Below are 19,356 nucleotides of genomic sequence, written 5' to 3' on the forward strand. Positions count from 1 at the left end.
TTAATGGCTGAGAGCCCAATGGATAAAGTCTTCCGACGGTATCGGTTTGCTGTAATAGTAACCCTGAGCTTCATCGCAATGATAAAGTCGCAGATATTTAACCAAGTGTTCTTCTTCAACACCTTCTGCAATGGTGCGAAGCCCTAAGCTTTTCGACATTTGAATAACAGCTCTGACAATGCTGGTGTCACTTGAATTTTTATCCATTTCACGGATAAACGATTGATCGATTTTCACTTTGTCTACGGCAAAACGCTTTAAATAGGACAGGCTGGAATAGCCTGTCCCGAAATCGTCAAGTGATAATTTAATACCAAGCGCTTTTAGTCGTTGTACGGTTTGTAATACCTTTTCGGTATCGCCAATAAGAATGGATTCTGTCAATTCGAGTTCAAGATATTGCGGTTCTAATCCGGATTCACTCAGTGCTGAAATAACCGTTTCTTCCAAATTTCCCCGCTGAAACTGAATGGCAGAAAGGTTCACCGCGACCACGAGATCGGATAATCCCATTTCTTGCCAGACAATAGCCTGACGGCAGGCTTCACGTAATGCCCATTCACCAATAGGCACAATCAGGCCGCTTTCTTCGGCAATAGCAATGAATTTGCCCGGCGGTAACAGCCCCCATTTCGGATGCTGCCAGCGGATCAATGCTTCTGCACCAATGACCGCACCACTTGCCAGTTCTATTTGTGGCTGATAGTGCAAAACAAACTCGTTGTGTTCCAGCGCTAGTCGCAGGCCATTCCGAAGTTCGATTTGCTCCATAGCGTAACTGTTCATCTGGCTATCAAAAAAGCGATAGGTGTTACCTTTCGCCTCTTTGGCTGAATACATTGCCGAATCAGCTTTACGTAATAAGGTGTCAAAATCAGTGCCATCATCAGGGTAAACGGTGACGCCGATAGAGCTGGTAATGAAGAGGGAGTGACCATCTACGTTAACGGGTTTGACGATCTCATCCAGAATTTTGGTACAGACTACAGAAATAGAATCGTCGGGTGTTATTTGTGAGAGAATAATCAGAAATTCATCTCCTCCAAATCGGCTGACAGTGTCTGAACCTCGAATGATATTCAGTAAGCGGTGAGAAACGGCATCCAGCAAAATGTCGCCACTTGCATGTCCTAAACTGTCATTGACGGATTTAAAGTTATCCAGATCCATAAAAAGGAATGCAACCTTTTGTCCTTTCCGTTTTGCACTTACCATCGCTTGTTCAGCCCGATCGCGAACTAAAAGCCGATTGGGTAACCCGGTTAAGGCATCATGGTGGGATAGAAAATCAATTACCCGTTCTGATTTCTTTTTCTCGGTAATATCAGACAACATCCGTAAAACACATTGTTGCCCCCCAATATCAATCAGTTCAGCCGATATCAATAAAGAGCCAGTTTCACCAGATTTCTTTTTGAACATCAATTCATAGTTTTTTATTTGTTTGTGCTCATTGAGTGAAGAAAACAACTGCTTTTTTTCTTCAGGATACAGCCATGAGTTCAGTTCAAAAGAGGTATGTTCAATGACCTCATCGCGGGTATAACCGAAGAGTTGTAAAAAGGCTTCATTGACATCAATGAACTTTCCCGAAGGGTAATGACTGATTGCGATGGCAAGGGGGTTTTCATAGAAAACCGTAGAAAAACGAGCTTCACTCTCCATGAGTGCCAGCTCCCTTTTTTTACGGGCAGTTATATTATGGGCTATACCAAAAATGCCTGAAACTTGGCCATTATGGTCCATCATCGGACCTTTGGTAACGTGAAAGGTCATTGATTCATTTGAGAGTGTGGTTAATGACTCTTCATGTGTTTGGATCTGACCGGAATTCATGATCGATTTATCGATAGCCGTGATTTGTGCGGCAATGTCTTCAGGAAAAATGAACGCATCATCATGACCTATGATGTCAGTCAACGGTTTACCAACAAAGGTTGATGCAGCCTGATTAGCCAGTAGGTAGATACCGTTGAGGTCTTTGACAAAAATAGCATCGGTTGAGCCTGTTACGACGGCGCTCAGCAGTCGCTGTTGCTTGGTTAGTTCTTCCTCGGCCAGTTTACGCGCCATACGGTCGTTGGCTTCGCGTAAACAGCGATGTAACGATGGTACTAATCGTTTCAAGTTATCTTTCAGCAAGAAATCCCACACGCCAAGCCTTAGCAATTCAAAGGCTTTTTCCTCTCCGATGCTGCCTGATACGAGGATGACCGGGGTATTGGGTAAACGAGAACAAATCAATGCTAAATTATTTTCAAAGCTGAGCTTGGGGACACTGTAATCCGATAAAATAATATCCCAGTGACCAGTTTCCAATGCGTGCTGTAACTCATCAATGGTATCGATTCTAACGCAGAGAGCATTGACGCCTTCAACCCGCAGATGCCGTTCAATGAGCCGAAAATCAGAGTGGGAATCTTCGATAACAAGAATGGAGAGCGAGTCAGTCATGGGAGTTGATTCCTTGAAGGCGCGGGTTTATTGGTCAGCATCCAATAAATACCGAGACGAGCGACGGTTTCTGCAAATTCACTGAAATCCAGCGGTTTATTGACGAAGCTATTTGCCCCATTCTCATAACTTTTCAGTCGATCGCGTTCATCATCGGATGATGTCAGGATCACTATGGGTAATAATTTGGTCTGTGGATCAAGGCGTAATTTAGCTAATACGTCTAAGCCGTTGACCCGAGGCAGGTTGATGTCGAGCAACACTACGGTAGGTAAGGGCATTCCTTGCAGATGAGCAAATTCATTTTCCTGAAAAAGATAATCTAACGCTTGCTGACCATCTCTGACGACATCAATCTGATTGGCCAGATTCATTTTCTTCAGCGAACGCAATATCAGTTTTTCATCTTGAGGATTATCTTCAACCAGTAATAAACTCATGCTTTGTCCCCATCTTCCACGTTGTGCTCTTGTGGTAGTGTAAAACAGAATGTTGCACCTTCACCGGGTTGGGCCGTCGCGGTGATTTGTCCTCCGTGACGATGAATGATCCGTTGCACCGTGGCTAACCCGATCCCCATGCCTGGAAATTCATCTTGCCGGTGTAAGCGTTGGAAAGGTTTAAACAGGCGGTCTGCATGCGCCATATCAAATCCGTCACCGTTATCAGAAATACAAAAACCGGGTTGGTTTTCTATTGCGCCGGCGTAAACCCTGATCGTGGCATCGCTTTTTTTCGCTGTATATTTCCAGGCATTACTGAGTAAATTACGCATGACTGCTTCCAGCATGCGCTCATCACCGTAGGCTTGCAATCCATCTGCTATTTGCTGTTGGACGTTTCGCGTTGGTTCAGAACGAGATAACTCAGCTAAAATACGTGCTGCCATCAGGGTAAGATCAACATGATCACGACGTAATTCTCCGCGGGTGCTGCGAGACAGAATCAAAATGCCATCAATCAATTCTCCCATCCGCTGGCTGGCCATGTTTATTTCATTCAGATAATCCAGTGCTTCTTCATTGAGCTGTGGGCCGTAATCTTCGGTTAAAGCCTGCGAAAAACCACTCATGGCGCGTAGCGGGGCGCGTAAATCATGTGAAACCGCATAGGCAAAAGCATCTAACTCTTGATTGGCTGCTTTTAACTCCGTGGTGCGTTGTTCCACCCTGAGTTCCAATTCAGAATTCAGCTTCCGAATTTCTTCTTCGGCATGTTTACGATCCGTAATATCAGTGAAAATACAGGCAAATCGCCCTTTTTGAGGGGAGTACAGCGAGTTTTCGTAATATCGATTATTGACGGCCACTAATCCTTCCAAATGCACTGGTTGGCCGGTAAATGCAGTCTTTTTATAGGCATCAAGCCAATAAGGTTCCAGCCCTGGAAATAACTCCAAAATAGTGTGCCCAACCACCTCTTCACGTTTTAACCCGATTATTTTGGAGTGTGCTGGATTCACATCCAGAAAACGCCAGTCGATAGGTTGCCCTGTTGTATCAACAACGGCCTCGGCGAGAAAAAAGCCTTCCAGCATTGTTTCAAACAATTGTCGATAACGTGCTTCACTCTGGCGTAGTTCCTCTACGCTACGTTGTCGGATGGACAGCAAATTAGCGACATGGATGATAATCTCCTGACTGGAAAATGGCTTGGTCAGATAGGCTTGTATGCCCATTTGAAACATTTTTATTCGTATATCATCGTCTTCACGGGCCGTTAGCAAAACAATGGGAACATCTGCCATATCCTCTTGTTGTCGTAGTGTCGCAATCATTTGTTCACCACTCATTTTGGGCATCATCAAATCGGAAATAATTAAATCCGGCTTGAGTGATAAGGCTTTCTGAAGCCCTTCTTCGCCATTAAATGAGCTTGCTACCTGATATGTTTCCGACAGCAAGGAGACAAGATAAGCATTCATGTCCGGGTTGTCTTCAACAACCAATATCAGAGTTCGCTGTCTATTTTGAGAGCTATTGAATTCTTGTTCGTTCGAGGTAGCTGTGTGTTCTTGCTTCAGTTCATCAATGACCTGAAGTTGCAACGCAGCGTCAACATGGCTGGATTCCGTGTTGATGATAGATCCTTCCGGGGCAACTAATGGCAGGATCACCTGGAAGGTGGTTCCTCCGCCATCGGCGTCGAGACATGCCACGTGACCTTTATGTAAGGCCACAAATTCTTTTACAATCGCCAGCCCTAAGCCTGTGCCACCATGCTGACGGTTTGTCTGGCCATCAATCTGTCGGAATCGTTCAAATATCGATTGTCTCATAGCAGGTGGAATAGACGGGCCGTTATCGGAAATGGCTATCACGGCATTGCCAGCTTGCGCCGATAAAGTAAGGGTAATGACGCCCTCATCAGGCACAAACTTAAAGGCATTGGACAATAAATTCAGCAATACGCGCTGGATTTTTCCACCATCCAGTTGGGCAGTCATCTGTTCTGGCACAATGATTTTGAAGTCGAGTTTTCTGTCTGTAGCCACACTGTCGAAGAAAGAGGCCGTGACTCTGATAAGGTGAGCCAGATCGACAGATGCATAATGCGCCGTCATTTGTTTTGCTTCTAATTTCGCTACATCCAATAGATCTGAGACATGTCGATAAAGAAAACGGGCATTTCGTTCAATGACCTCAAGGGTATGGTGATGTTTGGGATTTAAATCTGCATCCGCCAGCATGTTTTCAATAGGCTCAAGGATCAACGTCAGTGGTGTGCGCAACTCATGGCTGACATTGGAGAAGAATTGCGTTTTTAATTCATCTAATTCAAGTGTTTGCTGATAAAGCTGATCAATTGTCAGGTTTGCAGCGTGCGATTGTTCCAGTGCTTTTTCGGTTTGAAGGTTGGCCTGCCGCAGCCGTTCCTGCGATTCACTGAATAAATAGCCCATGAATAAAAACAATATCATCGACCAGAGGGTACCGATCTTTTCAAGCTCAAAGGAAAAACGTACCGGAATAAAAAAATACCAGACAAACAATAATGAGAGGAGGGTAGCGGCCAGGCCTCCTTTTAATCCTGCAACGCGGGCACTGAAGAACACTGCAGGAAAGAAAAAAAACCAGACAAAAGGCTCAATCCAGTGCCAAAGTAATAGCTGAGTGCAAAGTGCCAATATTGGGAATGTGGCAGCCAAAACATATTGTGTTTTGATGGAGTATTGCATCGCGATATAAACCCTCCGCAGGTCATTGGTCGTCTAAAACATAAGGACTCGATTTAGTATAGGCTATCGCACGGGGGGTAAAGGGGAAGCAAATGGGACAGAGAATGAAATGTGGTTCACGAAGCTGGCAAGAATAAGAGGGGCGATAGGTATCCTGCCAGCTAGTCATCATGAGATATTTGAATAGAAAACTATTTCACTCAGGCATCTTACGAAATGCAATGGCTATGCGATTCCAAGTATTGATCGTGCCAATCAGTAAGGTCAGATCAACCAATTCTTTGGCGGTGAAATGCACTTTGAGCTGTTCCCAAATCTCATCGGGTGCATGCGTCTGGGCAATTAACGTCAGAGATTCCGTCCACTCCAACGCCGCGCGCTCACGCTCACTAAAAAAGGGCGTCTCACGCCAGACAACAACTGCTGCAAGCCGTCTTTCATCTTCACCTGTTTTCCGGGCATCACTCGTGTGCAAATCAACACAATAGGCACAACCATTAATCTGTGATGCACGTAAACGTACCAATTCCATCAGTGATTTTGGCAGAGTTGAAGTACGAATGTATTTTTCTAAATTGACCATCGATTCTATGGCTTCAGGTGCTGATGAATAGAAATTAAGACGTTGTTCCATGGTGGATCTCCTGAGTGGTTTAGATAATGATCACGATAATTCATGGAACAATGGATGATAAGACACCAAAATTAAGAATAATTATCTCATTTATAGGACAATAAAATGGATTTAAATGATTTGCGATATTTTGCGTTGGTAGTCCAGCATGGTGGTTTCAGTGCGGCAGAACGCCATACCAACATCAGTAAATCTAAATTAAGCCGCCGAATTGCATTAATGGAAAATGATCTGGGCGTGCGACTGTTGCAAAGGAACACACGCCGTTTTTCTCTGACAGAAACAGGGCGGATCTTTTATGAGCACTGTGCTGCCATGATGATAGAGGCTGAGGCGGCTCAACATGCCGTTGAGCAATTACAGAGTGAACCTGCAGGCCATTTGCGAATGACATGTCCTACGGCAATGGCACAGTCTTATATTATTCAGCTGATAGCCAATTTTATGCGGTCTTATCCGAAAGTGTCTGTGGAGTTAGACTCTTCTGATCGTGTAGTGAATTTGATTGATGAACGTATTGATATTGCACTGCGGGCGTTAGATGCCGGTTTGCGAGAGCCGGGTTTGGTTGCCAAGCGCATAGCTTCGGGCCATATGATATTAGTTGCCAGCCCTGCTTACCTAAAAACGTGCGGCAATATTGACGATCCCCAGCTTCTTTCACAATTCGATACCATTGGCTCATTGCACGGTGGGGCGGAACAAACGTGGTCGCTAATCTCAAATGCGGAAGACAAAATAAAAGTGACACACCGACCGCGCTTAACCTGTTCTGATTTTATGGTGCAATATAACGCCGCACTCAGTGGTGTCGGAATAGCATTACTGCCTGAACGGATTGTTTCACCAGGAATTAAAAAGGGGGCGCTCGTACATATACTGGAAGAGTGGGGAACCCAAGAACAAGATATTCATATTGTCTATGCCAGTCGCAGAGGCATGTTACCGTCCGTGCGGGCAATGATAGATTATCTGACGGAATATGTGCCTCAGGTCTTAACGGTATAGACGGGTATGGCTATTTATCATAGCCATATCGGAATAATCGTTAGTCAATTTTATCTTCGCTGACCAGCCAGTCCATAATCAGCGTTGTTACTAGCGAGCTCTTACTTTTATCTGCCGATGTCAGCCAGGCTGTTTCTTCAATTTCGGAAGCAGGCTGAAGCGTGCCGTTATAACGGCTGTAGTAACACGTCATCTTAACCATAACGCCTTCTGGTTTTCCGTCGGCCTGAGCGTTAAATGTGCCTGCATATTCCATCGATTCAGGAATCAGATCGACAGACAGCTCTTCGTTAATTTCCCGCATTAATGCTTGCTGATCGCTTTCGCCAGCTTCGCGTTTTCCGCCGGGAGAATAAAAAGGCATCTTTCCTTTTGAACGCGCACATAAAAGTTTTCGGTTCTCGATATATAACCAGGCTAATTTATCAATGCTATTCATAGGTCTATTACTTTTCTTAATTATCAAGCAATTAAATACATTTGGCTGGTTTAGGCAACCCGGCGATTTTGGTGGCCTGTTTAGCCGGGCCTTCTGGAAAAAGACGATATAAATAGCGACTGTTGCCTTTATCCTCACCTAGTTTTTGCGCCATTGCCTTAACCAGGGCACGAATTGCCGGGGATGTTTTATATTCAGCATAGAAATCACGCACAAAATGGATCACTTCCCAGTGCGCATCGGTCAGGGTGATATGCTCTTTCGCCGCAATCAATTCGGCGAGTTCTGGTTTCCAGTCACCTATGTTTTTGAGATATCCGTGCGCATCGGTTTCGATTTCCATGTTGCCAAGAACCAACATTTATTTACTCCAAAAAAAAGCCTTTTCTGCACTATGACTCTGTATAAGGGGTCTTAATAAGCGAGACAGTTTTAAGATCTCTGTGGTCATAATACCGATATGATTCATCTCTTGCTGAATTAACCCTATACGTTGATCTGTGTTTTCATTTGAATCGGCATAGGGGATGGGAGTTAAGGATGCCAACTCAATAGGATTCTCGTTATTATTACCCGACAGGGCTGTAACAGATTCATCTAGCGCCTTAAAAAGAGATTCTGCGTATTGTATCAATTGTGGTTCAAACAAAGAACCATGCAATTCCTGATGGACGCCCAGTGCGGACACATAAGACAACAAACTGTGGTTTCTATAAATCAGTGCAGCACACAACGTAATATAGCGTCGCTGTTGTTTGGGATCGGTTTGCATATTGAGCCATGCTTGCGCCAAGGCGCTATCGGAATGATGCGCCGCTATCCGTTTACGGTTAAATTGCTCATCTTGCTGTGATGTTTGTAATGATGAAATGATCGATTTCAGATATTCATAATTACAGCGAGTCGCATTAGCCAAGAGTTCCGGAATACGCTGATATTGCCATTCAGGCCATAACACGGTCACTGCGCCGAAAGACAGCACACTACCCAATAAGGTGTCGACAAATCGCGGCAGGATGATGCTTTTCTCCTCTACACCTAAAAGCCCAAAAGCCGTCATGGCAAACAAGGTAATAAAAATCACCGCCACACTATAGTTACTTCTCAGTTGGGCAAAAAAGAAAATGGCGGCGATAGCCATTAAAACCAACTGAATACCTGGCTGCGGCGAAAACCACAATAAGGGAAGGCTAAGAATAAGGCCGCTGCAAGTGCCCGCAATACGTTGGAAAAGGCGTTGGCGCGTTGCTGTATAACTCGATTGGCAAACAAAGAGACAGGTTAATAACACCCAAAAACCTTGTTTGATATTAAACAACTGTAAAAGCCCATAAGCCGCCACCAGACATAAACTCATACGACATGCATGACGGAATAATGGCGATTTGAAACTGAAATGAGCACAGAACTTTTGCCAGACAGACAGAGCACTTAGATTGGGGCTCGGTGCAATATTTTTGACAACCAATTTGGTTTCTTGGTTAACACTGTTATCAAGCGAAGCTAATAATTTAACAATTTCCAGCAGGTTTTTTTGCAGAAAACGCAGTGCATTGACAGTATGAGGTGAAAAAGGGGATTTTTCGTGACTGAATTGTAACTGATCGCCCAATGCCTGAATTCCCCAAAGCAGACCGGGTGAGACCTGATATGGGTTATTGATAAGTGTGGCATAGCCCAGTTGCTGCACTGCACTTCCGAGTTGGCGCAGTAATTCGCGAAAACCGTCTAACAACGGATTGCTATGCACATCCTCCTTTAGGCGATTATAAAGATAATGGCTGGAGGTGATCCGTTCATGGATCTGTTCAGTAATAGCTTGCAGTGTCGCAAGTTCTTGTAACTCGGAGTCGGGATGCTGAAGTCTTCTGGCTAGCATTTCCTGACAGGTGTTAATTGAATTCATGCAATCAACATTCAGAATGGCCAATTTCTGATGAATAGCAGACTGTTCATCGGCATTACTCGGGAATAACCACGCTTTTTGCGTGCAATAACGCGCGAGTGAAAAACAGGTCTGAGTGAGTTGTTCACGTAAAGGTTTGTTCGGCGTGATCCGCAGCCAGTTGAGAGAAATAAAGCCATACCACAATGCGCCGGTGCACAACCACACTGGCTGGAACCAAATCGTCGGAGCCTGTGCTGCTCCCATCATGGAATAAACGGCAACCAACAAGCTACCAAAACTAATGCTGCTGTAGCGTTTACCTAAACCACCTAACATGATGAAAAAGAAAGTTGAAAACAAGAGCCCGGTTGCGAAGAGCCAAGGGTAGGGGTAGAGGAGTTGTACCGATAAGGTGGCGATCCAAAAACAACAAAGTGTCAATAATAACGATTTGGCTCGACCAGATGGCGAATCATCAGGCTCGGCGATGGCGCCTGCTACAACCCCTAACGCCATAGCCACTGTTTCATGGATCATATTCAAAAATAGGCCGGGTAGCAGAATGCCAGCCAAGGCACATGATACTTTTAAGGCAAAGAAAACATGCGTATCAGTGATGAACCGCTGCAAAAATCGGGAGAAAGCCAACATACTGAACAATGACCATTCAAGAAGTAGTGATTTATGATAATCAAACCAGAACTGTGCGCAAAACAACAGTTTTATATGAGTATTAGGCAGTAATTAGCTTAATAACTATTCAGTTAGCATCGTGAAATAGCTTTCATATTTACAACGAACAAAAGCTTTAGTAGTATTTGCCGCACTTGGAAGGATGGCAGAGTGGTTAAATGCACCGGTCTTGAAAACCGGCAAGGGTTTGTAGCCCTTCTAGGGTTCGAATCCCTATCCTTCCGCCAAACATTTAGAAAAAAGCCCTGATTTATCAGGGCTTTTTCATTTTCGTCTTTCCTTGGTATGCCATTGATGTTTGGCTTCAGTAATAAATATCGTGAAGTTATGTTACTTCGGTCACTTGTCTGAGCTCATATAAGAGTAGGAGTCAACCAAAACGAGTTAGTTGATTACCCGCCCTTAATGTGTCTCTGGCATTCAGTAATACCGACTCCAGCGATTCGAGTTTATCCAGAACGTGTTTTTCTTCTTCTGAAACCGGAATGATTTTATGTATACCGCCGTTTTGAATCACAATCCGGCTGTTTCCTCGCAGTGCCAGTAACGGATCATGGGTGGAAATGAAGACGATTTTGTCTTCGGATACCAATAGTTCTAATGCCCGCTGGCGATCGACACCGGCATTTTCGATTTCATCAATAAGAATGATGGGAGCTGAACCAAGCAACGCAATGTCGGCAATCATCAGTGCACGGGTTTGACCACCAGAGAGCTGAGTCACTGGCGTGGATGGCAGAAATTGTTCACCGGTTAGGTCGTTGGCGCAGGCAATGACGCGGGCAACCGTTTGTTCAATATCCCTGATATGACGGCAAGTTGCGTGCATGGTGATGAATTCCTGCACAGTCAGGTCAACCACAAAGTTCATGTTCTGTGAGAGCTGTGCCACCAGTTTATGTTGCGAGGAAAAACGCATCTTCCGATCTGGCAGCATGCCATTAATAAGAATGGATCTTCCGGATGGTGTATCGCACTGCGCCAGACATTCAATATCTGCCAGCAACCGGCTTTTCCCTGAACCGGTTGGGCCGACAATGGTGATGATTTCTCCGGGGTGGACACAGATCTGTTTCTCCTCTGGTATCCCCTGTTTGGTTGTGCCGCCAAGGATGGTCAATGAGGTGATCTGTTGGTTTGTCACCGTGTCGATTTTCTGGTATTGGACAATCATTTCCTGCAGATAAGGCAGGAGGGCATTCTGGTGATAACCTGCTTCCTGTAATTGTTCGGGATTCAGCTGATTGATCCACTCTGAAAGAGAAAGATTTTTTCCCTGCACAGGCAACCCGATCTGCTGAACAAAGTCACGGATACAGGGGTATTTGGCGATCAACAGCGACAGTGGCTGCAGGGCAATATCGGGTTGATCAATCATGACACATCTCCTCAAACTGCATTTTCTTCAAATGTCCGCGCTGATGCTGTGGGCCAATGGCAGTTTCGCCGACGCAATAAGGGCAAACTGCAGCCGGCATCGGGAAGCGGAGCTTGTAACCATTCAACGTTGTTAGATGTGGGCTTTGCTGTAGCTGTGAGGCCAGCTCCAGTGCACCCTGGCCCGTCAGACCATTACAGAAAAATACTTCGGCTTTGGGGTTAGCCAGCTGGGTGTAATAGGAAAAGACTTCTCTTTCGGCCTGAGAAACGATGTCACCTTTGGTAATCACCACGAAATCAGCCATCTTCAGCATCGGCCCCATTTTCTGAGGGGTATGAATACCCGAGAGCGCATCAATAACACAGATAGCCGTGACGTTTTTGATATGTGGCGCACACCGGTTGCAAAGCCCGGCACTTTCGCTGATCAGCATATCGAACTGATGACGCAGACCCCACTGCAGACAGTCATCAATGTTAGTGACAAAGAAATGATCAGGGCAAATGCCACCCGAACGTCCGGTTTTCACCGGTATTCCGTGTTTCTGATAGAGCTGATCGTCCAGCGTAGAAAGTGCATCAAATTTAACCACACCGGTTTTTATTCCCTGGCGATGCAATAGCCGAATGGTCTGAATAATCACGGCACTTTTACCTGATGAAGGTGGGCCGGCAAAGGTAATTAACTGCATTGTCTGTACTCCTTTACAGGGATCCGGTTTGCGGGTATCCAGGCATTAAAAAAGAGGGTTGCGGCTGTTTGACTGAGCTGTAGCATCGGGTTTTCGCGCACAAAATCCCAGCCTAACCATTTGAAGGAGGCATCATTCGGCAGTGCCGTACACCACGTTGGCATGACGGGTGGGTAGCAGGCCTGCATCAGGAATTGCTGCCACTGCGCGGAGTAAAAATAATCGATCAGGGGGCGGAGTGACGTGATTGCTTTGGGTTGAATCAGACAGGCGAGCGGCATCGTCAGGGCGCCATCATCGGGCCAAATGATTTCGGTATGAGCACGGTGTGGGCACATCGACGCCTGCATCCAGGGGAGTATCGAAATGGCGGAAGCTTGAGGGCTGCGAGTTCCGGCTGTGCGGGCGATGACGACATGATGCTGTATATCTTTGACGTTTTGCGCAAAGGCATGTAACCCTTTACTGCCGAAAAACCGATAGATAGCCAGCAAAAGAAAACGATTGAATTCGGTATAGGGCTTACCAGGATCGGGTTTCCACCCGCCAAAAACAATATCACTCTGATAGAGTGGGTTGAGTAAATCTGCCCAACGTCGGGGGGCTGGCCGGCCATCCAATTTTTCGTGGTCGATTAATAGAACAAACGGGATGGCAGCAAACAGATGAAAAATATGCTGCGGGTCGGGCAGGCCACTTTGCGCAAATGCCGGGTGCATTGCGCTCGCCGCAAGCAACGCGTGATCATTGCGATAATGCGTCAGATTCGGCGAACTGAGTATATCGGCCGAGCCGGTGATACAGAGCATGTCGGGAAGATTTTGCGGTGCAGTCCGTTGATTCAGTTGTTTAAACGGGGCAAACCATTCTGCCCCAGAACAAGTTTCATAGCGGAGTGTTTTTCCCGTATCTGCCTCATAATGATTAGCCAGACGCTCAATATCGGCCTGAAATGTTTGCCGTAACGGTACCGGTACACGGCCTAGAAATCCGGGAGTTCTCATTCACCCAACCCTCTGATCTCGAATAACTGCTCCTGCATCCACTGAAAACTGTTGAAGCGGTGTGCCGGTGTTTTCCGGGTTGCCAGCATGTGTTGTAAATCGTCGACAGCATCCAGTCCGGCAGTAAAACGATGTTCCGCCAGTGCAATCTGTGCCTGATGCAAAACCTCATTGGCAGTATTGTGGATCAGATAGTCATCAAACCCGTGTTGTGCGGCGATACGGAATAACGCATGATCCGGATGATCCGAACGCCCTTCCAGTTGATGGTCAAGCGCAAGACCAATCAGCAGATAGAAACAGGCGCGGAGTGTGCGGGCATCGGGCATTGCATCAAAAGCTTTGAATTCAATCCGTCCGGTTTCAGATGGCAGCCGTGCCTGTGCTGATAAGGGGTATTGTTGGTCGGAGACATCCTGAACATAGTATTTGCAGCTTGGCCGCAAGCCGCCACGTTCATACGTCCGGCGCGAATAGAGAGTCGGGCCTGCAGGCATAATGCAGGGAGCATTAAAACTGAATGGCACGATGAATGGGGCATAGTAGGTGTATTTTCTGGCAATATCGCGGCATTTTTCCGGACTCATCCCCAGAAAAGACAAATTCAGATCCGGGCCATAGGTCAGTGTGGATACGTGTGATGCCTGATATTCCTTATGCTGCTGGCGAAGAGTTTGTTCAAATGCATTTAACGGTGGATTGTAAACATAAGCCGACTGTTCAGGATTAAAAGCGCTAATGGCAAGCCGCAGCGCATTTTTATGCAGGGTCAGTTTTAACTGATGCTCTATATCCAGTAATGACGCGAGTGCCTCTTCGACAGAGCTGCGTGGCGGCGTTCTTATCTCAACACCTTTCACTTCGAGCTTGCTGAAATGACCATTTTCATCGAAACGCTCGTCACCTTCGAGATACCAGTATCCATCCTTGATGCCTAAATCGCCTTTTGCCAGCGATCTATCATCTCTGCCAGGTTTTTGATCCAGCCAAGTGACAAAGTCGTGATACTGATGCGTGCTGAAATTCACCAGTTTTCCGTCGGTATTGACCAGCATGTATTCAAATTCAATACCACATTTAAGCTGAACCTTATTCATCGCTTGCCTCCTGCCGGTTTAAAGCCATTCTGTATATGCGTAAGGATCAGTTGCCGGTGCCGGAACTTTTTCATGAGTCAGTGGTGTACCGAGATAGAGAAAACCGACAATCTGATCTTCGGGTTGCAGATGGAGTTCCTGATGTAATGCCCGGCTTTGCATCATCCAGCCGGAACGCCAGATACCGTTGTAACCAAGACTTAAGGCAGTCAACTGCATCATCAGTACGGCGGAAGCGGCACACAGAATTTGGTCTAATGCAGAGACATGCTTATTTTTCTTAGGCGTTGCCACTATGGTGATGACCATAGGAGCTCGCGAAGGCATCAGGGCTACTCTGCGGATGATTTCATTGGTTTTATTTTCAGTGCGGGCAGCGTTAGCCATCTTCTGACCCAGCCGGAACAACCCGTCATTTTCTGCGATCAGAAAACGATAATTCCGTAATGTCTGGAAGTCCGGTGCCTTCAACGCTGCCCGCAAGATCAACTCCAGATGATCAGCCTGTGGCGCAGGAGCTGACAGCTGGTGGCAGGAGTGACGGGAAAGCAAAAATCCGCTAACGGGGTTAGTTTGGTTGGTGTAATCAAAGTCATTCACTTTTCTATCCACCTCATTTCTCCCGAATAGTTAAAGCTGAGTACAGCAGAGATGTAATTACCAGCTGGCATTAAGCGTGCCACTGAATAAACGATCTTGAACGCACAATTATTTCAATAATTTCAATGTATTATTATTTGTTTGTGACAGTCGCAATAAATTAATGCACTGATTGGTACAAAATTAAAATATTTAGTTCCTATTGGTCATATCGTGCATGAATATCTGGGGGTGATTAACTGGGTTTATTGTGTCAGTGGATGTGAATGTTCCTGAATGTCAAATAATTACAAAGAAAATCCATTATTTCCTCTGGTAAATCAGAGTGTACACAGGAATGGCATTTTTGTTGCCTGCAATAGATGAGGTGTTTCATCAATGGCCTGAATCATGAAGAATAGAGGTTTGACGTTTTTTTATGTTGATAATTATACAGGAATGTTAATGACTGATGACGTTTATAAACATCAGTCTGAGGCAGTAAATAAAAAATATCGGGATCGAATTTATCATGGAATAAAAAATAGCTGTTTTTTCATAATAGTTGTGATTACCCATCTGTGCGTGTGGCTATGTTGGACAGATAGCCCAGCGAAAACAGCACCCCCAGTGGCAACGTTGGAGATTAGTTTTGTATCACCACCTGAGAATACAATAACACCGTCTACAGTCATAATTCCGGCTCAGCAGCCAAGAACACCGATTATTGAAAAAAAAGAAACGGTCACATCGCATAAATCTGATGTGACTACAAAACAAGTTTTCAGACAAAAACTAAAAATTAAAAAAATAAGCATAGATAAGTCTGAGAAAAAAACATTAACCAAAAATGAAAATCAAAAAGTGCTTAATGACACGTTAGAACATGTAAGAAGTAAACAGATAAATGAGGCAATAATAGAACCAGTAAAATTTAATGCAGGCTATCTGAATAATCCTAAACCGGATTACCCGGATGCCTCTGTGAGGTTGCATGAAGAGGGTGTTGTTATTTTAAAAGTAGCGGTTGCGGCATCTGGTCATGCAGAGAAAATAGTCCTAGAGAAAAGCAGTGGTTTTGGCAGGTTAGATGTGGCAGCTCAAAAAGCTGTATATGGCTGGACATTTATTCCAGCAATGAAAGGAACAGAGAAAATATTCTCGTGGATTCTGGTACCGGTAAAGTTCAAACTGGAGGATGTGTAATGGAATTACTAAATGCTTTTATATTAACACCGCTTGAAGAAATTGCGGGTTCTATAACTGGCCCCGGATTAATTGCATTATTTATTCTGCTATCTATGTCGTTATTTTGCTGGTATCTAATTCTTAGTCGGTTATGTAGTTATTTATTTCGTATTTTTTCAATTCGAAAGTTTTATCTTGACTTTAGTCAGCATGGAAATCATCAATATCTGTCTGCATTAATTAAAGACAATAAACCTCAGAGAAATAGATATCCACAGTTATGCGTCTGCGCCTGGCAATGCTGGCTGGTGTTAAGCCAGAAACATGAGATGACGGACGATGCACGTTATTCATTATTATTGAACGTGCTTCAGGATGAGCTGGATAGTGAGCGAATCAGGCTTGAATCTGGTTTAACCTTACTAGCCAGTATCGGTGCCTGTGCTCCCTTTGTCGGCTTATTTGGTACAGTCTGGGGAATTTATCATGCATTACAGGCTATCGGTGCACAGGGTTCATCCAGTCTTGAGCAGGTTGCCGGACCAGTGGGCGAGGCGTTGGTGATGACGGGGATCGGCTTGTTGGTCGCATTACCAGCCGTGTTTGCCTATAACCTGTTCGTGCGCCTCAACAGACGAGAACTGGCACAGTTAGATCACTTTGCGAACCAGCTCAGTATCGTGATCCGCCATAATGTTTTACTTCCGCTTACTCAAACAACCGCATTGTCCTCGGTTACTGAGTTTAATGCTTCGCATAAGCAAGGGGAGTTGTTATGAACCTAGGCCGTCGTCAACAACAGAGTGATACCCCTATGGCAGAAATCAATATGGTACCTATGATTGATATTATGCTGGTATTGCTGATTGTTTTCATGATCACCGCACCACTGATGACACATGCAGTAAAGCTGCAATTACCGCAGACGGACAGCCAGCCGAATAAAGTTGAAAACAAGCCCGTATTTATTTCCGTGGATGCAGTCGGACAGTTTTTTCTCAATAATGAGCGGCTGGAAAAAAATGCGTTGGAGTCAAAAATTGCAACATTAGCTGGATCGGTAAACACACCAGAAATTCAGCTCTATGCAGATCAATCGGTTGCCTATTCATATGTGGCTGAATTACTTGGCTTATTGTCACGATATGGTTTACATAAAATATCTTTCGTTACCCATCCGGCTGAAAAATAACATCTGTCGTAAACAATTTATCCAATTCCCAATAAGAAACCACCTCATGATGAGGTGGTTTGGCTTAAGAAGAAAATGGCTCAGGCAGGGATGAAGACGGTTTGTCCGTGTATTTGCATCGTTTCGACATGAATGTTGTATAGTTTGTGAATGGTTGATGACGTCAGGATCATTTCAGCACAGCCGGTTTGCTGGATCTCTCCTTCATTCAATAATGCCACCCGGCTTGAAACCCGTAGAGCATGTTCAGGATGGTGAGTTGTCATCAGAATACCGAAATTTTGCGCAACCAAAGCTTCAAGAGTATCCAGTAAACGGAACTGATTGCCATAATCCAGTCCGGTTACTGGTTCATCCATGATTAATATTCGCGCCCCCTGCGCTAAGGCACGGGCTATCAACACCAGTTGGCGTTCCCCTCCGGAAAGTTCAGTATAAATACGACGGGCAAGGTGATGGATCTGTAACAGTGCAAGTACCGAATTGACCACCGCTTTATCTTCGTCGCTGATACGGCTGAAAAACCCAGACCAGGGGATGCGTCCCAGCAGCACTACCTCTTCAGTGGTATAGGGAAACGGTGGAATATGTGACTGGGGTACATAGGCAATGTATCTGGCCAGTTCCCGGCGGGAAAAATTCTGCAGTGGTTTCTGATTTAAGGTTACCTGCCCCTGAGAGGGCGTTAAGAACCCCTGCATGATTTTAAGTAACGTGGTTTTGCCCGCACCGTTTTTTCCCAGAAGCGAGACCAGTTCACCTTCTCTGACAGAAAGTGATACGCCATGTAAAACTGTGTGGCCTTTATAGGCGTAGCAGACTTGTTCTGCGGTTAGCTCGGTGAGAGTGTTCATATTAATGCCATCCTTTACGCGAGCGTTTTAAAACCATCAGAAATACGGGAATTCCTAGAATTTCGGTGACAATTCCAATCGGGATTTCGGTATTTGCAATACAGCGCGAAATAACATCGGCAAGAAGCAGGAATATTGCTCCGAGAATTATACTTGCGGGTAATACTCGAGTATTAGCGGGCCCGAGCAGGAGACGCACGATATGCGGGATCAGCAGTCCGACCCAGCCAATCGTGCCTGCAACAGAAACCGTTAATGCGGAAATCATCGTGGTTATGGCGATGAGACTGTAGCGCGTCCAATGAACCGGTATTCCTATCGATCGGGCTTCATCATCCCCCATCGACAGGGCATCAAGCAGCCGGCCACAGAATGAAAGGGCCAGAATACCCACCAGCAAAGGGCCAGCGAAGATCAGCACCTGATGCATATTGGCGAGAGCAAGATTCCCCATCAACCAGTAAACAATGGAAGGCAGCACATTCATGGGGTCGGCAACATATTTAATAACCGATAATAATGATGAAAAAAAAGCGTTGCTGATCATGCCGCCTAAAACCAGCATGACCATTGAGGATTGCCCGAACACGTTGGCGATCAGCACACTGGCAAACACAGCAACCAGCCCCAATAAAAATGCCAGCCCCTGAATAAGCGGCCAGCTTAATCCCAAAAGTATGCCTAATGCAGCACCAAAGGCCGCGCCACTTTGTACGCCTAATAAGCCTGGTGAAACCAGTGGATTGCGGAATACCGACTGAAAGGCGGCACCAGCCACAGATAACGTCGCGCCGACTAACATTGCGACCAGAATACGAGGCAAACGGATGTCGATCAGCACATTGTGTAATGCGTCAAAGCGGCCGTTGTCCATTTCAGCCAGACCGGCCCAATGCAGAAAAAAGCGAATGATCTCTGGTGGGGAGGTTGGGTATTTTCCGATAGAGAACGCGACCAATATCGCAGCAAACAACCCACCCAATAACAAGCTGTACCATGTTAGCTTGTGAAAACAGCGCCTGTTTTTGGCGCTAGAATAACTAATTTGTGAATTGGCAGTTGAAGCATCCATGACA

General features: G+C 45.4%; 18 protein-coding genes and 1 tRNA gene. 5 read left to right on the forward strand and 14 right to left on the reverse strand.

Features of this window, described 5'->3' with window-relative positions:
* The 4 genes from H027_RS18505 to H027_RS0114575 all read right to left on the reverse strand — a co-directional run bounded on the left by H027_RS18505 (position 1) and on the right by H027_RS0114575 (position 6,266).
* Complete coding sequence (locus H027_RS18505; RefSeq protein WP_024873178.1) at positions 1–2,454, reverse strand: EAL domain-containing protein; 2,454 nt, start codon at positions 2,452–2,454, stop codon at positions 1–3.
* Complete coding sequence (locus tag H027_RS0114565) at positions 2,451–2,894, reverse strand: response regulator (protein ID WP_024873179.1); 444 nt, start codon at positions 2,892–2,894, stop codon at positions 2,451–2,453. The genes H027_RS18505 and H027_RS0114565 overlap by 4 nt, the downstream gene beginning before the upstream one ends.
* The gene (locus H027_RS18510) at positions 2,891–5,632 is read right to left on the reverse strand and encodes an ATP-binding protein (protein WP_024873180.1); all 2,742 of its coding nucleotides are present in this window, start codon (positions 5,630–5,632) and stop codon (positions 2,891–2,893) included. Before H027_RS18510 ends, H027_RS0114565 begins: the two co-directional genes overlap by 4 nt.
* A 196-nt stretch (positions 5,633–5,828) precedes the next feature.
* Positions 5,829–6,266, reverse strand: a complete 438-nt coding sequence (locus H027_RS0114575; RefSeq protein WP_024873181.1) for a carboxymuconolactone decarboxylase family protein — start codon at positions 6,264–6,266, stop codon at positions 5,829–5,831.
* Between the two features lie 105 nt (positions 6,267–6,371).
* Here H027_RS0114575 and H027_RS17995 point away from each other — a divergent pair, with 105 nt between their 5' ends.
* Positions 6,372–7,274, forward strand: coding sequence for a LysR substrate-binding domain-containing protein (locus H027_RS17995; RefSeq protein ID WP_038149305.1), 903 nt, complete (start codon positions 6,372–6,374; stop codon positions 7,272–7,274).
* A gap of 40 nt (positions 7,275–7,314) precedes the next feature.
* Here H027_RS17995 and H027_RS0114585 read toward each other — a convergent pair whose 3' ends face one another.
* From H027_RS0114585 to yccS, 3 genes are read right to left on the reverse strand one after another with little or no spacing between them, the layout of a single operon-like run.
* Complete coding sequence (locus tag H027_RS0114585; protein WP_024873182.1) at positions 7,315–7,713, reverse strand: NUDIX hydrolase; 399 nt, start codon at positions 7,711–7,713, stop codon at positions 7,315–7,317.
* Positions 7,714–7,744: 31 nt separating this feature from the next.
* Complete coding sequence (locus H027_RS0114590; protein WP_024873183.1) at positions 7,745–8,074, reverse strand: TusE/DsrC/DsvC family sulfur relay protein; 330 nt, start codon at positions 8,072–8,074, stop codon at positions 7,745–7,747.
* Complete coding sequence (gene yccS, locus H027_RS0114595) at positions 8,075–10,252, reverse strand: YccS family putative transporter (RefSeq protein WP_051449000.1); 2,178 nt, start codon at positions 10,250–10,252, stop codon at positions 8,075–8,077. It lies immediately after the preceding gene.
* Between the two features lie 178 nt (positions 10,253–10,430).
* On the opposite strand from yccS, the gene H027_RS0114600 reads away from it, so the two are divergent.
* Positions 10,431–10,521, forward strand: a tRNA-Ser gene (locus H027_RS0114600).
* Between the two features lie 143 nt (positions 10,522–10,664).
* Here the strand turns inward: H027_RS0114600 and H027_RS0114605 are convergent.
* Genes H027_RS0114605 through H027_RS0114625 form a run of 5 tightly spaced genes read right to left on the reverse strand, consistent with a single transcriptional unit; the run spans position 10,665 to position 15,079 of the window.
* The gene (locus H027_RS0114605; protein ID WP_024873185.1) at positions 10,665–11,672 is read right to left on the reverse strand and encodes an ATP-binding cassette domain-containing protein; all 1,008 of its coding nucleotides are present in this window, start codon (positions 11,670–11,672) and stop codon (positions 10,665–10,667) included.
* Positions 11,665–12,366 (reverse strand): GTP-binding protein, encoded by a 702-nt coding sequence (locus H027_RS0114610; protein WP_024873186.1) that lies wholly within the window; start codon positions 12,364–12,366, stop codon positions 11,665–11,667. Before H027_RS0114610 ends, H027_RS0114605 begins: the two co-directional genes overlap by 8 nt.
* Entirely contained in the window at positions 12,357–13,370 is a 1,014-nt protein-coding gene (locus H027_RS18000; protein WP_051449001.1) for an ABC transporter substrate-binding protein, read from the reverse strand. The genes H027_RS0114610 and H027_RS18000 overlap by 10 nt, the downstream gene beginning before the upstream one ends.
* On the reverse strand, positions 13,367–14,467 hold the full coding sequence (locus tag H027_RS18005; protein ID WP_051449002.1) for a hypothetical protein: 1,101 nt from the start codon (positions 14,465–14,467) through the stop codon (positions 13,367–13,369). The genes H027_RS18000 and H027_RS18005 overlap by 4 nt, the downstream gene beginning before the upstream one ends.
* A gap of 18 nt (positions 14,468–14,485) precedes the next feature.
* Positions 14,486–15,079, reverse strand: a complete 594-nt coding sequence (locus tag H027_RS0114625) for a nitroreductase family protein (RefSeq protein WP_024873188.1) — start codon at positions 15,077–15,079, stop codon at positions 14,486–14,488.
* Between the two features lie 432 nt (positions 15,080–15,511).
* Between H027_RS0114625 and H027_RS18515 the strand changes: the two genes are divergently transcribed.
* The 3 genes from H027_RS18515 to H027_RS0114640 are packed head-to-tail and all read left to right on the forward strand — an operon-like array spanning position 15,512 to position 17,426.
* The gene (locus H027_RS18515) at positions 15,512–16,252 is read left to right on the forward strand and encodes an energy transducer TonB (protein WP_024873189.1); all 741 of its coding nucleotides are present in this window, start codon (positions 15,512–15,514) and stop codon (positions 16,250–16,252) included.
* A complete protein-coding gene (locus tag H027_RS19275) occupies positions 16,252–17,013 on the forward strand; it encodes a MotA/TolQ/ExbB proton channel family protein (protein ID WP_024873190.1) in 762 nt (253 codons plus the stop codon). Before H027_RS18515 ends, H027_RS19275 begins: the two co-directional genes overlap by 1 nt.
* The gene (locus H027_RS0114640; RefSeq protein ID WP_024873191.1) at positions 17,010–17,426 is read left to right on the forward strand and encodes an ExbD/TolR family protein; all 417 of its coding nucleotides are present in this window, start codon (positions 17,010–17,012) and stop codon (positions 17,424–17,426) included. The genes H027_RS19275 and H027_RS0114640 overlap by 4 nt, the downstream gene beginning before the upstream one ends.
* Positions 17,427–17,506: 80 nt before the next feature.
* Here the strand turns inward: H027_RS0114640 and H027_RS0114645 are convergent, their stop codons facing one another.
* Together H027_RS0114645 and H027_RS0114650 are read right to left on the reverse strand one after the other, a co-directional pair.
* Positions 17,507–18,280, reverse strand: a complete 774-nt coding sequence (locus tag H027_RS0114645) for an ABC transporter ATP-binding protein (protein WP_024873192.1) — start codon at positions 18,278–18,280, stop codon at positions 17,507–17,509.
* Position 18,281: 1 nt separating this feature from the next.
* Positions 18,282–19,352, reverse strand: coding sequence for a FecCD family ABC transporter permease (locus H027_RS0114650; RefSeq protein ID WP_024873193.1), 1,071 nt, complete (start codon positions 19,350–19,352; stop codon positions 18,282–18,284).
* Positions 19,353–19,356: the final 4 nt, after the last annotated feature.

Origin of the sequence: Tolumonas lignilytica (assembly GCF_000527035.1) — a bacterium.
GTDB lineage: Bacteria > Pseudomonadota > Gammaproteobacteria > Enterobacterales > Aeromonadaceae > Tolumonas > Tolumonas lignilytica.

Excerpts from the sequence above, each read along its gene's own strand:
- H027_RS18005 (WP_051449002.1), bottom strand. The coding sequence starts at position 14,467 with ATGAATAAGGTTCAGCTTAAATGTGGTATTGAATTTGAATACATGCTG.
- H027_RS0114565 (WP_024873179.1), bottom strand. The coding sequence starts at position 2,894 with ATGAGTTTATTACTGGTTGAAGATAATCCTCAAGATGAAAAACTGATA.
- H027_RS17995 (WP_038149305.1), top strand. The coding sequence starts at position 6,372 with ATGGATTTAAATGATTTGCGATATTTTGCGTTGGTAGTCCAGCATGGT.
- H027_RS0114640 (WP_024873191.1), top strand. The coding sequence starts at position 17,010 with ATGAACCTAGGCCGTCGTCAACAACAGAGTGATACCCCTATGGCAGAA.
- H027_RS18505 (WP_024873178.1), bottom strand. The coding sequence starts at position 2,454 with ATGACTGACTCGCTCTCCATTCTTGTTATCGAAGATTCCCACTCTGAT.
- H027_RS0114590 (WP_024873183.1), bottom strand. The coding sequence starts at position 8,074 with ATGTTGGTTCTTGGCAACATGGAAATCGAAACCGATGCGCACGGATAT.
- H027_RS0114645 (WP_024873192.1), bottom strand. The coding sequence starts at position 18,280 with ATGAACACTCTCACCGAGCTAACCGCAGAACAAGTCTGCTACGCCTAT.
- H027_RS0114650 (WP_024873193.1), bottom strand. The coding sequence starts at position 19,352 with ATGGATGCTTCAACTGCCAATTCACAAATTAGTTATTCTAGCGCCAAA.
- H027_RS18510 (WP_024873180.1), bottom strand. The coding sequence starts at position 5,632 with ATGCAATACTCCATCAAAACACAATATGTTTTGGCTGCCACATTCCCA.
- H027_RS0114610 (WP_024873186.1), bottom strand. The coding sequence starts at position 12,366 with ATGCAGTTAATTACCTTTGCCGGCCCACCTTCATCAGGTAAAAGTGCC.
- H027_RS0114585 (WP_024873182.1), bottom strand. The coding sequence starts at position 7,713 with ATGAATAGCATTGATAAATTAGCCTGGTTATATATCGAGAACCGAAAA.
- H027_RS19275 (WP_024873190.1), top strand. The coding sequence starts at position 16,252 with ATGGAATTACTAAATGCTTTTATATTAACACCGCTTGAAGAAATTGCG.
- H027_RS0114605 (WP_024873185.1), bottom strand. The coding sequence starts at position 11,672 with ATGATTGATCAACCCGATATTGCCCTGCAGCCACTGTCGCTGTTGATC.
- yccS (WP_051449000.1), bottom strand. The coding sequence starts at position 10,252 with ATGTTGGCTTTCTCCCGATTTTTGCAGCGGTTCATCACTGATACGCAT.
- H027_RS18000 (WP_051449001.1), bottom strand. The coding sequence starts at position 13,370 with ATGAGAACTCCCGGATTTCTAGGCCGTGTACCGGTACCGTTACGGCAA.
- H027_RS0114575 (WP_024873181.1), bottom strand. The coding sequence starts at position 6,266 with ATGGAACAACGTCTTAATTTCTATTCATCAGCACCTGAAGCCATAGAA.
- H027_RS18515 (WP_024873189.1), top strand. The coding sequence starts at position 15,512 with ATGACTGATGACGTTTATAAACATCAGTCTGAGGCAGTAAATAAAAAA.